10 protein-coding genes are annotated in these 13,264 nt (G+C 61.7%); 7 read left to right on the top strand and 3 right to left on the bottom strand.

Going from position 1 to position 13,264, the window contains the following annotated elements; translation table 11 throughout:
- Nucleotides 1-70 precede the first annotated feature (70 nt).
- From ABWL43_RS06285 to ABWL43_RS06270, 4 genes are all read left to right on the top strand, one after another.
- Nucleotides 71-2,662, top strand: coding sequence for a glycosyltransferase (locus ABWL43_RS06285; protein ID WP_404487208.1), 2,592 nt, complete (start codon nucleotides 71-73; stop codon nucleotides 2,660-2,662).
- A gap of 252 nt (nucleotides 2,663-2,914) precedes the next feature.
- Nucleotides 2,915-4,066 carry a succinyl-diaminopimelate desuccinylase gene (dapE, locus tag ABWL43_RS06280; protein ID WP_145161842.1) on the top strand — a complete coding sequence of 384 codons (1,152 nt, stop codon included), beginning with the start codon at nucleotides 2,915-2,917 and terminating at the stop codon, nucleotides 4,064-4,066.
- Nucleotides 4,066-4,875 (top strand): putative RNA methyltransferase, encoded by an 810-nt coding sequence (locus ABWL43_RS06275; RefSeq protein WP_369300819.1) that lies wholly within the window; start codon nucleotides 4,066-4,068, stop codon nucleotides 4,873-4,875. Before dapE ends, ABWL43_RS06275 begins: the two co-directional genes overlap by 1 nt.
- 54 nt (nucleotides 4,876-4,929) lie before the next feature.
- Nucleotides 4,930-5,307, top strand: a complete 378-nt coding sequence (locus ABWL43_RS06270; RefSeq protein ID WP_058425300.1) for a hypothetical protein — start codon at nucleotides 4,930-4,932, stop codon at nucleotides 5,305-5,307.
- Nucleotides 5,308-5,452: 145 nt separating this feature from the next.
- Here the strand turns inward: ABWL43_RS06270 and ABWL43_RS06265 are convergent, their stop codons facing one another.
- Complete coding sequence (locus ABWL43_RS06265) at nucleotides 5,453-5,662, bottom strand: cold-shock protein (RefSeq protein WP_032891681.1); 210 nt, start codon at nucleotides 5,660-5,662, stop codon at nucleotides 5,453-5,455.
- Between the two features lie 181 nt (nucleotides 5,663-5,843).
- Here ABWL43_RS06265 and plsB point away from each other — a divergent pair, with 181 nt between their 5' ends.
- Genes plsB through ABWL43_RS06250 form a run of 3 tightly spaced genes read left to right on the top strand, consistent with a single transcriptional unit; the run spans nucleotide 5,844 to nucleotide 9,529 of the window.
- Nucleotides 5,844-8,363: a glycerol-3-phosphate 1-O-acyltransferase PlsB gene (gene plsB / locus ABWL43_RS06260; RefSeq protein ID WP_404487204.1), complete on the top strand. Its 2,520-nt coding sequence runs from the start codon at nucleotides 5,844-5,846 to the stop codon at nucleotides 8,361-8,363.
- Between the two features lie 51 nt (nucleotides 8,364-8,414).
- Nucleotides 8,415-8,810 carry a YbaY family lipoprotein gene (locus ABWL43_RS06255; protein ID WP_145161833.1) on the top strand — a complete coding sequence of 132 codons (396 nt, stop codon included), beginning with the start codon at nucleotides 8,415-8,417 and terminating at the stop codon, nucleotides 8,808-8,810.
- Nucleotides 8,811-8,839: 29 nt separating this feature from the next.
- On the top strand, nucleotides 8,840-9,529 hold the full coding sequence (locus ABWL43_RS06250) for a DUF4197 domain-containing protein (RefSeq protein ID WP_404487201.1): 690 nt from the start codon (nucleotides 8,840-8,842) through the stop codon (nucleotides 9,527-9,529).
- A 65-nt stretch (nucleotides 9,530-9,594) separates the two neighbouring features.
- Here the strand turns inward: ABWL43_RS06250 and ABWL43_RS06245 are convergent, their stop codons facing one another.
- Both ABWL43_RS06245 and ABWL43_RS06240 read right to left on the bottom strand, forming a co-directional pair.
- Nucleotides 9,595-10,191, bottom strand: coding sequence for a LysE family translocator (locus ABWL43_RS06245; protein ID WP_404487199.1), 597 nt, complete (start codon nucleotides 10,189-10,191; stop codon nucleotides 9,595-9,597).
- Between the two features lie 2 nt (nucleotides 10,192-10,193).
- Nucleotides 10,194-13,259 carry an efflux RND transporter permease subunit gene (locus ABWL43_RS06240; RefSeq protein ID WP_404487197.1) on the bottom strand — a complete coding sequence of 1,022 codons (3,066 nt, stop codon included), beginning with the start codon at nucleotides 13,257-13,259 and terminating at the stop codon, nucleotides 10,194-10,196.
- Nucleotides 13,260-13,264: the final 5 nt, after the last annotated feature.

The following is a 13,264-nucleotide window of genomic DNA, read 5'->3' as shown; positions in this document are numbered from 1 at the left end:
TAGGATGCGCGCCGTTCGGCGTAAGCCGACACCTCTTTTCGTTCCACACCCTTTGGAACCCGAAATAGCCATGTCATCGCGTAAATTTGGACTCAACCTGGTGGTGGTGCTGGCAATTGCCGCGCTGTTCACCGGTTTCTGGGCGCTGATCAACCGCCCGGTCACCACACCCAACTGGCCTGAACAGATCTCCGGGTTCTCCTACTCGCCGTTCCAGCAAGGCCAGTTCCCGCAGAAAGACCAGTACCCAAGCGACGAAGAAATGCGTCGTGACCTCGAGATCATGAGCAAGCTGACGGACAACATCCGTACCTACTCGGTCGACGGCACCCTGGGCGACATCCCCAAGCTGGCGGAAGAGTTCGGCCTGCGTGTGACGCTGGGCATCTGGATCAGCCCGGACCTTGCGCGTAACGAACGCGAGATCCAGCGGGCCATCGAACTGGCCAACAGCTCACGCAGCGTCGTGCGCGTGGTGGTCGGTAACGAAGCCTTGTTCCGTGAAGAAATCACCCCAGAGGCGCTGATTGCGCTGCTCGACCGCGTGCGCGCCGCCGTGAAAGTGCCGGTGACGACGTCCGAGCAATGGCACATTTGGGAAAAGAACCCGCAACTGGCCAAGCACGTCGACCTGATCGCGGCGCACATCCTGCCGTTCTGGGAATTTATTCCGATGGACAAGGCCGGCCAATACGTACTCGACCGCGCCCGGGATCTGAAGAAACTGTTCCCGAAAAAGCCGCTGCTGCTGTCGGAGGTTGGCTGGCCGAGTAACGGCCGTATGCGCGGGGGCAATGAAACCTCGCCCGCCGACCAGGCGATTTACCTGCGTACGCTGGTCAATAAGCTCAACCGCCAGGGCTACAACTACTTCGTGATCGAGGCGTTCGACCAGCCGTGGAAAGTCAGTGACGAAGGCTCGGCCGGCGCCTATTGGGGCGTGTACAACGCCGCGCGCCAGCAGAAATTCAACTTTGAAGGCCCGGTGGTCGCGATCCCGCAATGGCGCGTGCTGGCCATCGGCTCGGTGGTGCTGGCGCTGCTGTCGCTGACCTTGCTGATGATCGACGGCTCGGCCCTGCGCCAGCGTGGCCGTACGTTCCTGACCTTTATCGCGTTCCTGTGCGGTTCGGTGCTGGTGTGGATCGGCTACGACTATAGCCAGCAATACAGCACCTGGTTCAGCGTGACCGTGGGGATCTTGTTGGCACTGGGCGCTCTCGGCGTGTTTATCGTGTTGCTGACCGAAGCCCACGAATTGGCCGAAGCGGTGTGGACCCACAAGCGCCGGCGTGAATTCCTGCCGGTGGAAGGCGATTCGGACTACCGCCCGAAAGTGTCGATTCATGTGCCGTGCTACAACGAGCCGCCAGAGATGGTCAAACAGACCCTCGACGCCCTCGCCGCCCTCGATTACCCGGACTATGAAGTCCTGATCATCGACAACAACACCAAGGACCCGGCGGTATGGGAACCGGTGCGCGACTACTGCGAAACCCTCGGCCCGCGCTTCAAGTTCTTCCACGTCTCGCCCCTGGCCGGTTTCAAGGGCGGCGCGCTGAACTACCTGATCCCGCACACCGCCAAGGACGCCGAAGTGATCGCGGTGATCGACTCGGACTACTGCGTGTCGCCCAACTGGCTCAAGCACATGGTGCCGCACTTCGCCGACCCGAAAATCGCCGTGGTGCAGTCGCCGCAGGATTACCGCGACCAGAACGAAAGCACCTTCAAGAAGCTCTGCTATGCGGAATACAAAGGCTTCTTCCATATCGGCATGGTCACCCGTAACGACCGCGACGCGATCATCCAGCACGGCACCATGACCATGACCCGTCGCTCGGTGCTCGAAGAACTTGGCTGGGCTGACTGGTGCATCTGTGAAGACGCCGAACTGGGCCTGCGCGTATTCGAGAAAGGCCTGTCGGCGGCGTATTACCACGACAGCTACGGCAAAGGCTTGATGCCCGATACCTTTATCGACTTCAAGAAGCAGCGTTTCCGCTGGGCCTACGGCGCGATCCAGATCATCAAGCGCCACACCGCCAGCCTGCTGCGCGGCAAGGGCACTGAGCTGACCCGTGGCCAGCGCTACCACTTCCTCGCAGGCTGGTTGCCGTGGGTGGCGGACGGCATGAACATCTTCTTCACCGTCGGCGCCCTGTTGTGGTCGGCGGCGATGATCATCGTGCCAACGCGGGTTGACCCGCCGCTGCTGATTTTCGCGATTCCGCCGTTGGCGCTGTTCGTGTTCAAAGTGGGCAAGATCATTTTCCTCTACCGCCGTGCGGTGGGTGTGAACTTGAAAGATGCGTTCTGCGCGGCGCTGGCCGGCCTGGCGTTGTCGCACACCATCGCCAAGGCGGTGCTTTACGGCTTCTTCACCACCAGTATTCCGTTCTTTCGGACCCCGAAGAACGCGGATAACCACGGCTTCTGGGTAGCGATCTCCGAAGCCCGCGAAGAAGTGTTCATCATGCTGCTGTTGTGGGGCGCGGCGCTGGGGATCTACCTGGTGCAGGGCCTGCCGAGCAATGACATGCGCTTCTGGGTGGTGATGCTGCTGGTGCAATCGCTGCCGTACGTGGCGGCGTTGATCATGGCGTTCCTCTCGTCGCTGCCAAAACCTGCGCCGAAGGTTGAGCCGGTAACGGCTGAGTAAAAACTTGCGCAATGCACTAAACGGCGGCCCTTGGCCGCCGTTTTGCTATAAGATAACGGCCGTTTTGTGAGACTTGGCCTAGCCCTGCTTTCTGTGGGAGCTGGCTTGCCTGCGATGGCACCGCCGCGGCGTACCTGCCAGACCGCGGCGTCTGCATCGCCGGCAAGCCAGCTCCCACATTGAATCTGCGCCCATTCAGGTTGTGTATTCCACATTCGTCCTGCGCCCATAACACGCTTCCGGAGTTCCCCCATGACGGCCCATGCCGACCTTTCGCCGACCCTTCAACTCGCTATCGACCTGATCCGTCGCCCCTCGGTGACGCCGATCGACGCCGATTGCCAGAAGCTGATGATGCAGCGCCTGGGCGACGCCGGCTTTGCGCTGGAGCCGATGCGTATCGAAGATGTGGACAACTTCTGGGCCACCCACGGCAAGCACGACGGCCCGGTGCTGTGCTTTGCCGGCCACACCGACGTGGTACCGACCGGCCCGGTGGGCGCCTGGCAGAACGACCCGTTCGACGCGCTGATCGACGAAAACGGCATGCTCTGCGGCCGTGGCGCGGCAGACATGAAAGGCAGCCTGGCCGCCATGCTGGTGGCCTCCGAGCGTTTCGTCAGCGACTACCCGGACCACAAAGGCTCGGTCGCCTTCCTGATCACCAGCGATGAAGAAGGCCCGGCGCACCACGGCACCAAAGCCGTGATCGAACGCCTGGCAGCCCGCAAGGAACGCCTGGACTGGTGCATCGTCGGCGAACCGTCGAGCACCACGCTGGTGGGCGATGTGGTCAAGAACGGCCGCCGTGGCTCCCTCGGCGCCACCCTGACCGTGCGCGGCGTGCAAGGCCACGTGGCGTACCCGCACCTGGCGAAGAACCCGATCCACCTCGCCGCCCCGGCCTTGGCCGAATTGGCCGCCGAGCACTGGGACGACGGCAACACCTTCTTCCCGCCGACCAGCTTCCAGATTTCCAACCTCAATTCCGGCACCGGCGCCACCAACGTGATCCCCGGTGACCTGACGGCGGTGTTCAACTTCCGCTTCTCCACCGAGTCCACCGTCGAGGGCCTGCAACAGCGCGTTGCGGCAATTCTCGACAAGCATGGCCTGGACTGGCACGTGGAGTGGGCGCTGTCGGGCCTGCCGTTCCTCACCGAGCCCGGCGCGTTGCTGGATGCGGTGTCGGCCAGCATCAAGGCGATCACCGGGCGCGAAACCAAAGCCTCCACCAGCGGCGGCACCTCCGATGGCCGCTTCATTGCCACCCTCGGCACTCAGGTCGTGGAACTGGGCCCGGTCAACGCGACGATCCATCAGGTCAACGAGCGCATTCTGGCCAGCGACCTCGATGTGCTGACCGAAATCTATTACCAGACCCTGATCAAGTTGCTCGCCTGATGCTCGCTTGCCCCATTTGCAGCGCACCGCTCCACGCGGTGGACAATGGCGTGGCGTGCCCGGTCGGGCACCGTTTCGACCGCGCGCGCCAGGGTTACCTGAACCTGTTGCCGGTGCAGCACAAAAACAGCCGCGACCCGGGCGATAACCTGGCCATGGTCGAGGCGCGCCGCGACTTCCTTAACGCCGGGCATTACGCGCCGGTGGCCAAGCGCCTGGCTGAACTGGCCGCTGACCGCGCACCGCAGCGTTGGGTGGACATCGGTTGTGGCGAGGGTTACTACACCGCGCAAATCGCCGAGGCCCTGCCCCACGCCGACGGCTATGCGCTGGACATCTCCAAGGAAGCGGTCAAGCGTGCGTGCAAGCGCAACCCGGCGCTGACCTGGTTGATTGCCAGCATGGCGCGTGTGCCGCTGGCCTCGGGCAGTTGCCAATTTCTCGCCAGCGTTTTCAGCCCTTTGGATTGGCAAGAGGCCAAGCGCCTGCTCAGCCCCGGCGGCGGTCTGATGAAAGTCGGCCCGACGGCCGGCCACCTGATGGAACTGCGCGAACGCCTGTACGACGAAGTGCGCGAGTACACCGACGACAAACATCTGGCCCTGGTGCCGGATGGCATGAGCCTGGCACACAGCGAAACCCTGGAATTCACCTTGAGCCTGGCCGAGCCCAATGACCGCGCCAACCTGCTGGCGATGACACCGCACGGCTGGCGCGCGAGTGCCGAGCGCCGCGCCGAGGTGATCGAGGCCGCCGAGCCGCTGCAGGTCACGGTGTCGATGCGCTACGATTATTTCGTGCTTCAATAACCGACTTTTAAGCATCCGCGAATGGATTTTCGAATCCCGCAACGAGGAACATCCATGCGCCAACCTGATATCGAGATTTACCTGAAGGACGCCGACGTCGACCATAAAGCCATCGCCGCCTGGCTGGGCGCCGCGCTGGGCCCGTGCACCGACTGGGTCCAGAAGGGCCAGACCTACAAGTGCAAAGCCGGCAATGTGCCCGTCACCTGGCTGCCCAAGGCCGTGGGCAAATGGAACAGCCTGTACCTGGAAAGCGACCAGACCCCGTGGGACGACGACATCGCCTGCGCCCGCGCAGCTTTTGCCGCACTCAACGTTGAGGTGCGTTGTGCGCCGGGTACCTGGGTTGAGGAAGAAGGTGAGGAAAGCGCCGACACCTGGATTCGCATCAGCGTGGACGGTGAAGAACAGATCACCTGGAAAACGGCCTGAACTAAACCTGCGAACCCGATCAATGTGGGAGCTGGCTTGCCTGCGATGCAGGCACCTCGGTCTGTCAATCAGACCGCAGTGATGCAATCGCAGGCAAGCCAGCTCCCACCGTTGATTGGGTTATCAAGCCCGGATGCGGTCTGTGTTACAACCCCACCACATCCTCCGCCTGCAACCCCTTCTCGCCGGTCACCACGGCGTATTCCACCTGCTGGCCCTCGGCCAGTGAGCGGTGACCATCACCGCGAATGGCGCGGTAGTGCACAAACACATCCTTGCCGTCCTCGCGTTGAATAAAGCCATAGCCCTTTGCATCGTTGAACCACTTCACATTGCCGGTTTCGCGCGTTGCCATCAGTTTTGCTCCCACATGCTTTTTATTGTTGAGTCAGTCGCATTGAACTGCCGAGTATAAGACAGGCTCAAAAACGATCAACTCAAGTTTACATCGCTGCTTTTTTGCCGATTTTCGGCGAATACGGCACACTACCCGCCCGAGCGCCTGCTCGGTTTTTTCCACTTGAAGCAGCACGCCTATGACCCGCTCTCCGTTCCGCCGTCTGGTGTTTGGCACCTTGCGCCGACTGTTGTACCTCTGGGTTCGCTCGGAGACGATCAACCAGTCGTCCCTAACCCTTAACCTCGACCGCAGCCGGCCGGTGTTTTACGTCCTGCAATCGCCCTCCCTCACCGAATTGGCCGTGGTCGATACCGAGTGCACCAAGGCCGGCTTGCCGCGCCCGGTGCTGCCGGTCTCGGTAGGCCCGCAGATCGAACCCGCCGCGTTCTTCTACCTCACGCCCGAGCCGGATTGGCTCGGCCGTCAGGACAAGCGCGGCGCGCCGCCGACCCTGACCCGGCTGGTCAACACCCTGACCGAACACGCCGAAGAGAATGCACAAATCATTCCGGTCAGCGTGTTCTGGGGCCAGTCGCCCGAGAGCGAGTCCAGCCCGTGGAAACTGCTGTTTGCCGACAGCTGGGCCGTCACCGGGCGTCTGCGTCGGCTGTTAAGCATCCTGATCCTGGGTCGCAAGACCCGCGTGCAATTCTCCGCGCCTATCAACCTGCGTGAATTGATCGAGCACAATAAAGGTCACGAACGCACCGTGCGCATGGCCCAGCGCATCCTGCGGGTGCACTTTCGCAACCTGAAGACCGCCGTGATCGGCCCCGACCTGTCGCACCGGCGCAACCTGGTCAAAGGCCTGGTGAATATGCCGTTGGTGCGCCAAGCCATCAGCGAAGAGGCCGAACGCGAGAAAATCTCCCCGGAAAAAGCCAAGGCCCAGGCCTTGCGCTACGGCAACGAGATCGCTTCGGACTACACCTACACCGCGATTCGCTTCCTGGAAGTGGTGCTCAGCTGGTTCTGGAACAAGATCTACGACGGCATCAAGGTCAATAACATCGAAGGCGTGCAAAAGGTTGCCCAGGGTTACGAGGTGATCTACGTACCGTGTCACCGCAGCCATATCGACTACTTGCTGCTGTCCTACCTGCTGTTCAAAAACGGCCTGACCCCGCCGCACATCGCCGCCGGTATCAACCTGAACATGCCGGTGATCGGCAGCCTGCTGCGCCGGGGCGGTGCGTTTTTCATGCGCCGCACCTTCAAGGGCAACCCGCTGTACACCTCGGTGTTCAACGAATACCTGCACACCTTGTTCACCAAGGGCTTTCCGGTGGAGTACTTCGTCGAAGGCGGACGCTCGCGCACCGGGCGCATGCTTCAACCCAAGACCGGGATGCTGGCGATTACCCTGCGCAGCTTTTTGCGCTCCTCACGCATGCCGATCGTCTTCGTGCCGGTGTACATCGGCTATGAACGCGTGCTGGAAGGCCGCACCTACCTCGGCGAGCTGCGCGGCGCGAGCAAGAAAAAAGAGTCGATCTTCGATATTTTCAAAGTGGTTGGCGCGCTCAAGCAGCGCTTTGGCCAGGTCGCGGTCAACTTTGGCGAGCCGATCAAACTGGCCGAGTTCCTCGACGCCGAGCAACCCGACTGGCGCGCCCAGGAGCTGGGCCCGAACTACAAACCGGCGTGGCTCAATGAAACCACCAACCGCCTTGGCGAGCTGGTGGCGCGCCACTTGAACGAAGCCGCCGCGGTCAACCCGGTGAACCTGGTGGCCCTGGCGTTGCTGTCCACCACGCGCCTGGCGCTGGATGAACAGGCCATGGCGCGCCAGTTGGACCTGTACCTGGCGCTGCTGCGCCGCGTGCCCTACTCACCGCACACCACCTTGCCGGAAGGCGATGGCCTGGCGCTGATCAAGCACGTCAAGGACATGCACCTGCTGTCGGAGCAGAGCGACGCCCTGGGTAAGATTTTGTACCTGGACGAGCAACATGCCGTCCTGATGACCTACTACCGCAACAACGTGCTGCACATCTTCGCCCTGCCGGCGTTGCTGGCGAGTTTCTTCCAGAGCAGCTCGCGCATGAGCCGCGAACAAATCCTGCGCTACACCCGTGCGCTGTACCCGTACCTGCAATCGGAGCTGTTTATCCGCTGGTCGCTGGATGAGCTGGACGCGGTGGTCGACCACTGGCTGGAGGCGTTTGTCGAACAAGGCCTGCTGCGCTTCGAGAATGAGGTGTACCTGCGCCCGGCACCGAGCTCGCGGCATTTTGTGCTGCTGACGCTGCTGTCCAAGAGCATCGCCCAGACCCTGCAACGCTTTTACATGGCGATCTCGCTGCTGCTCAACAGCGGCCAGAACACCATCAGCGCCGAAGAGCTGGAAGACCTGTGCACGATCATGGCTCAGCGCCTGTCGATCCTGCATGGCCTCAATGCCCCGGAGTTCTTCGACAAGAGCCTTTTCCGACATTTTATCCAGACGTTGCTCGAGCAAGATGTGCTGCGTCGCGATGAGGCCGGCAAGTTGAGTTACCACGACCTGCTCGGTGAGTTGGCCGAAGGTGCAGCCAAACGCGTGCTGCCCGCCGACATTCGTTTGTCGATTCGCCAAGTGGCGTTGCACCGCGTCGATGGCGCAGCCGAAACGCCGACCGAACCCGAGCCGGTAAACGCTGAAGAAAGCCGCTAGATTGAACGAGGCGCCGGGCGGTTTCCGGCGCCGTTGAAAAGGAGCTGTACCATGAAAAAGATCATCCTCCTGGGCCTGACCGCCCTGCTCGGAGCCTGCCAATCCATGACCCCCAAGGCCAGCCTCGACGGCGAAGTGTTCTACCTGCAACGCATCGCGCTGCCGCCCGCCGCCACCTTGAGCGTCAGCCTGCAGGACGTGTCCTTGATGGACGCTCCGGCCGTGACGCTCGCCGAACAGAAAGGCCCGGTCAAAGGCCAGGTGCCGCTGCCATTTCACCTGAGCTACGACCCGGCCCAGATCAAACCGGGCCACACGTACTCGGTCAGCGCTCGCATCGAGCTCGATGGCAAGCTACTGTTTATCACCACCGAGCGGCACGCCGTGCAACTCAACGGCCAAGACCCACAACCAATGCGTCTGCGGGTTGATGCGGTCTCACACTGATTATTCCCAGCTTGAAAAAGGAAGCGCCCATGCTCCGTAATTCTCTTCGCCTCACTGCCCTGTGCGCCGGCCTGCTGCTTGGCGCCAACGCCATGGCGGTGTCACTTGGCAGCCTGTCCCAGGGCGACGCCAGCGGCGGCCTCAAGGATGCACTGACCCAAGGCGCACAAATCGCCGTGAAACAACTGGGCGCGCCCGGTGGCTTCAGCAACAACCCGCAAGTGAAAATCGGCCTGCCCGGCAAACTCGGCAAAGTCGCCGACAAGCTGAAAATGTTCGGCATGGGTGATCAGGTCACGCAGCTCGAAATCAGCATGAACAAAGCGGCAGAAACCGCCGTGACCCAGGCTCAGCCGATCCTGGTCAATGCGGTGAAGAACATGAGCGTGACCGACGCCAAGGGCATTCTCACCGGTGGCCAGGACTCGGCCACTCAATACCTGAACAAAAGCAGCCGCGAAGAGATTCGTGCCAAGTTCCTGCCGATCGTCAAGGCCGCCACCGACAAGGTCGGCGTCGCCCAGCAATACAACGCCCTGGCCGGCAAGGCCGCAGCGTTTGGCGCGGTTGATGCCAAAAGTGCCAACGTCGAAAGCTACGTGACCGAACAGGCGCTGGACGGTCTGTTCAAGATGATCGCGCAGCAGGAAGAAACCATTCGCAAGAACCCGGCCGCGGCTGCCACCAGCCTGGCGAAGAAGGTGTTCGGCGCGCTGTAAACGCTGGCAGTAAACCTTCAATCACTGCGCCAAGGCCGCTGTTCACGGGCCTTGGCGCTGTTGCTTCAGCCCTGGATAACCGCCTGCGCCAACCGCCCAAGCATGAGCGTGGCGAAACAACAAATCGCCACGGATACCGCGCGGTTGATCTTCAGCGGCGTGAGCCACGTCTTCTGAATCCCTTCAAAGCGGCTGCCCAGCAAGATCCAGGCAGACCCCACCGGCACCACCACCAACGCCAGCGTGGCCATGAACCCGGCATAGCCCTGCAACGATGCAAATGCGCTGAGCGGGGCGATGAACGAAACGATCAACAGGCCCTTGGGATTCATCACAGTGAGCCAGAAAAAATACACGCCAGAGAAGCGGTCACGGGTCGAGTCGATGGCGCTGTGTTTGCGTTGCCACAACTTGAACGAGACATACAGCAGGTAGCAGCCCGCCGCCAGTTGCGTGGTTTTCAACGCCCACGGCGAATGCGCCGCCAGATACAGCCACGCCACGCCCCACACCGAGACCTGCAACAGGTACGCCAGGCACTCGACCAGCGCCAGCGTCCACGACGCCCGATAGCCGAACAACACCCCGGCACGAAACAACAGGGTGTTGGTCGGGCCAGGGGCAAGCAGCAACAACAGTAAGGCTGAAACAGTGGCCAGCATGATTACGCGACGTCCTTCCTCACTCGGAACCACGCAGCATACAGGGCCGGCAGGAACAACAGGGTCAACGCCGTCGCCACAATCAACCCGCCCATGATCGCCACGGCCATCGGCCCGAAGAACACGCTGCGTGACAGTGGAATCATGGCCAACACCGCCGCGAGCGCCGTCAGCACAATCGGGCGGAAGCGTCGCACGGTCGCTTCAATGATCGCTTGCCAGGGTGTCAGGCCGGCCTTGATGTCTTGCTCGATCTGATCGACCAGGATCACCGAGTTGCGCATGATCATGCCCGACAAGGCGATCGTCCCGAGCATGGCGACAAACCCGAAGGGCTGACGGAACACCAGCAGAAACAAGGTCACGCCGATAAGGCCCAGCGGTGCCGTCAGAAACACCATCGCAGTGCGTGAGAAGCTACGCAGTTGCAGCATCAGCAAGGTCAGGACCACCACGATAAACAGCGGCACACCGGCCTTGACCGAATTCTGGCCACGCGCAGAGTCTTCAACGGTGCCGCCGACCTCCAGCAAGTAACCTTCCGGCAGTTCGGCGCGCACGCCTTCAAGGGTCGGCAAGATCTGCTGGACCAGGGTCGCCGGTTGTTCCTTGCCATAGATGTCGGCGCGCACAGTCACCGTCGGCAGGCGGTTGCGGTGCCAGATAATGCCCTCTTCGAAGCCGTACTCGAGGGTGGCAATCTGCGACAGCGTAACGCTTTTGCCGTTGTCGGTCGGCACGGCCAGGCTTGGCAACAACGACAGCTCGGTGCGCTCGTGCACGGTGCCGCGCAGGAGGATTTCGATCAACTCGTTGTCCTCGCGGTACTGGCTGACGCTTGCACCAGTCAGCGAACTCTGCAGGAACTTCGACACGTTGGCGGTGCTTACACCCAGGGCGCGGGCGCGGTCCTGATCAATATTGAGGTAGACGATTTTGCTCGGCTCTTCCCAGTCCAGGTGCACGTTGACCACGTGGGTATTTTCACGAACCTTGGCCGCCACTTTACGGGCCAGGGCACGGACCTCTTCGATGTGTTCGCCGGTCACGCGAAACTGCACCGGGTAACCCACCGGTGGACCGTTCTCCAGGCGTGTGACCCGTGAACGCAGTTCGGGGAATTGCTCGTCAAGGGTTTCGATCAGCCAGGTGCGCAGGCTTTCACGCTCTTCGATGGTCTTGGCCAGCACCACAAATTGCGCGAAGCTCGCGGCCGGCAATTGCTGGTCCAGCGGCAGGTAGAAGCGCGGCGAACCGGTGCCGACATACGCCACATAGTTGTCGATGCCGACGTGTTCCTTGAGCAGCGCTTCCAGGCGTTTGACCTGCTCGGCGGTGTTGCTCAGGGACGCCCCTTCAGCCAGCTTGAGATCGACCATCAACTCCAGGCGACCGGAAGCCGGGAAGAACTGTTGCGGCACAAAGCGGAACAGCGCGACCGAGCCGATAAACAACAGCAACGTCAGCACGATCACGGTTTTGCGCCGACGCACACACCATTCAACCAAACGTCGCACACGCTGATAGAACGGCGTGCCGTAGGGATCTGGCCCATCGGTGCCGTGCTTGGCGGCATGAATTTTCGCCAGGTCCGGCAGGAGTTTTTCCCCCAGGTACGGCACAAACACCACGGCGGCCACCCATGAGGCCAGCAGCGCGATGGTCACGACCTGGAAAATCGAGCGGGTGTATTCACCGGTGCTCGATTGCGCGGTGGCAATCGGCAGAAACCCTGCAGCGGTGATCAACGTACCGGTGAGCATCGGGAACGCAGTGCTGGTCCAGGCAAAGCTGGCGGCCTTGAGCCGGTCGTAGCCCTGCTCCATTTTGATCGCCATCATTTCCACGGCGATGATCGCGTCATCGACCAGCAGGCCCAGGGCCAGGACCAATGCGCCGAGGGAGATCTTGTGCAAGCCGATGCCCAGGTAATACATGGTGGCGAAGGTCATCGCCAACACCAACGGAATCGCCAGGGCCACCACCATGCCGGTGCGCACACCGAGGGAAAAGAAGCTCACCAACAATACGATCGCCAGTGCCTCGGCGAGTACCTGGACGAATTCGCCGACGCTGGTTTTCACCGCGGCCGGTTGGTCCGACACCTTGCGCAGCTCCATGCCTGCCGGAAGGTTCTTCTGCAGGCGTGCGAATTCACCTTCGAGGGCCTTGCCCAATACCAGAATGTCGCCGCCGTCACGCATCGCCACGGCCAGCCCGATGGCGTCCGCGCCCATGTAGCGCATGCGCGGTGCCGGTGGGTCGTTGAAACCCCGGTGGATGTCGGCCACGTCGCCAATGCGAAAGGTGCGGTCACCGACGCGAATCGGGAAATTGCGGATCTCCTCCACCGTCTTGAAGTTGCCGGACACGCGCAACTGCACGCGCTCCGTCGGGGTTTCGAAGAAGCCGGCGGTAGAGACGGCGTTCTGCTCCTGCAACGCCTGCTGCACGGCGGCCAATGGCAGGCCGAGGGTGGCGAGCTTGAGGTTGGATAATTCGATCCAGATTTTTTCGTCCTGCAGGCCGAGCAGCTCGACCTTGCCCACATCCGGCACACGTTGCAGTTGAATCTGGATGCGGTCGGCGTAGTCCTTGAGCACCGCGTAGTCGAAACCGTCACCGGTCAACGCGTAGATATTGCCGAAGGTGGTGCCGAATTCATCGTTGAAAAACGGCCCCTGGATGTCCGGCGGCAAGGTCTGGCGAATGTCGCTGATCTTCTTGCGCACCTGGTACCACAAGTCCGGAATCTGCGCCGAGTGCATCGCGTCGCGCGCTATGAAAGTGACTTGGGATTCACCGGGGCGCGAGAAGGAAACAATGCGCTCGTAGTCGCCGGTCTCCATGAGCTTTTTCTCGATACGCTCGGTGACTTGGCGCGAGACTTCCTGGGCCGTGGCCCCGGGCCAGTTGGTCTTGATCACCATGGCCTTGAAGGTAAACGGCGGGTCCTCGCTTTGCCCCAGCTTGGTGTAGGACAGCGTACCGACGACCGCCAGCAGGATCATCAGGAACAGTACGATCTGGCGATTACGCAACGCCCATTCGGAAAGATTGAAACCCATCGGGG

The sequence above is a fragment of the Pseudomonas sp. HT11 genome, assembly GCF_044875395.1.
Taxonomy (GTDB): Bacteria; Pseudomonadota; Gammaproteobacteria; order Pseudomonadales; family Pseudomonadaceae; genus Aquipseudomonas.
Note: the sequence above shows the minus strand (reverse complement) of the source record. Positions and strands in the feature narration are given on the sequence as shown.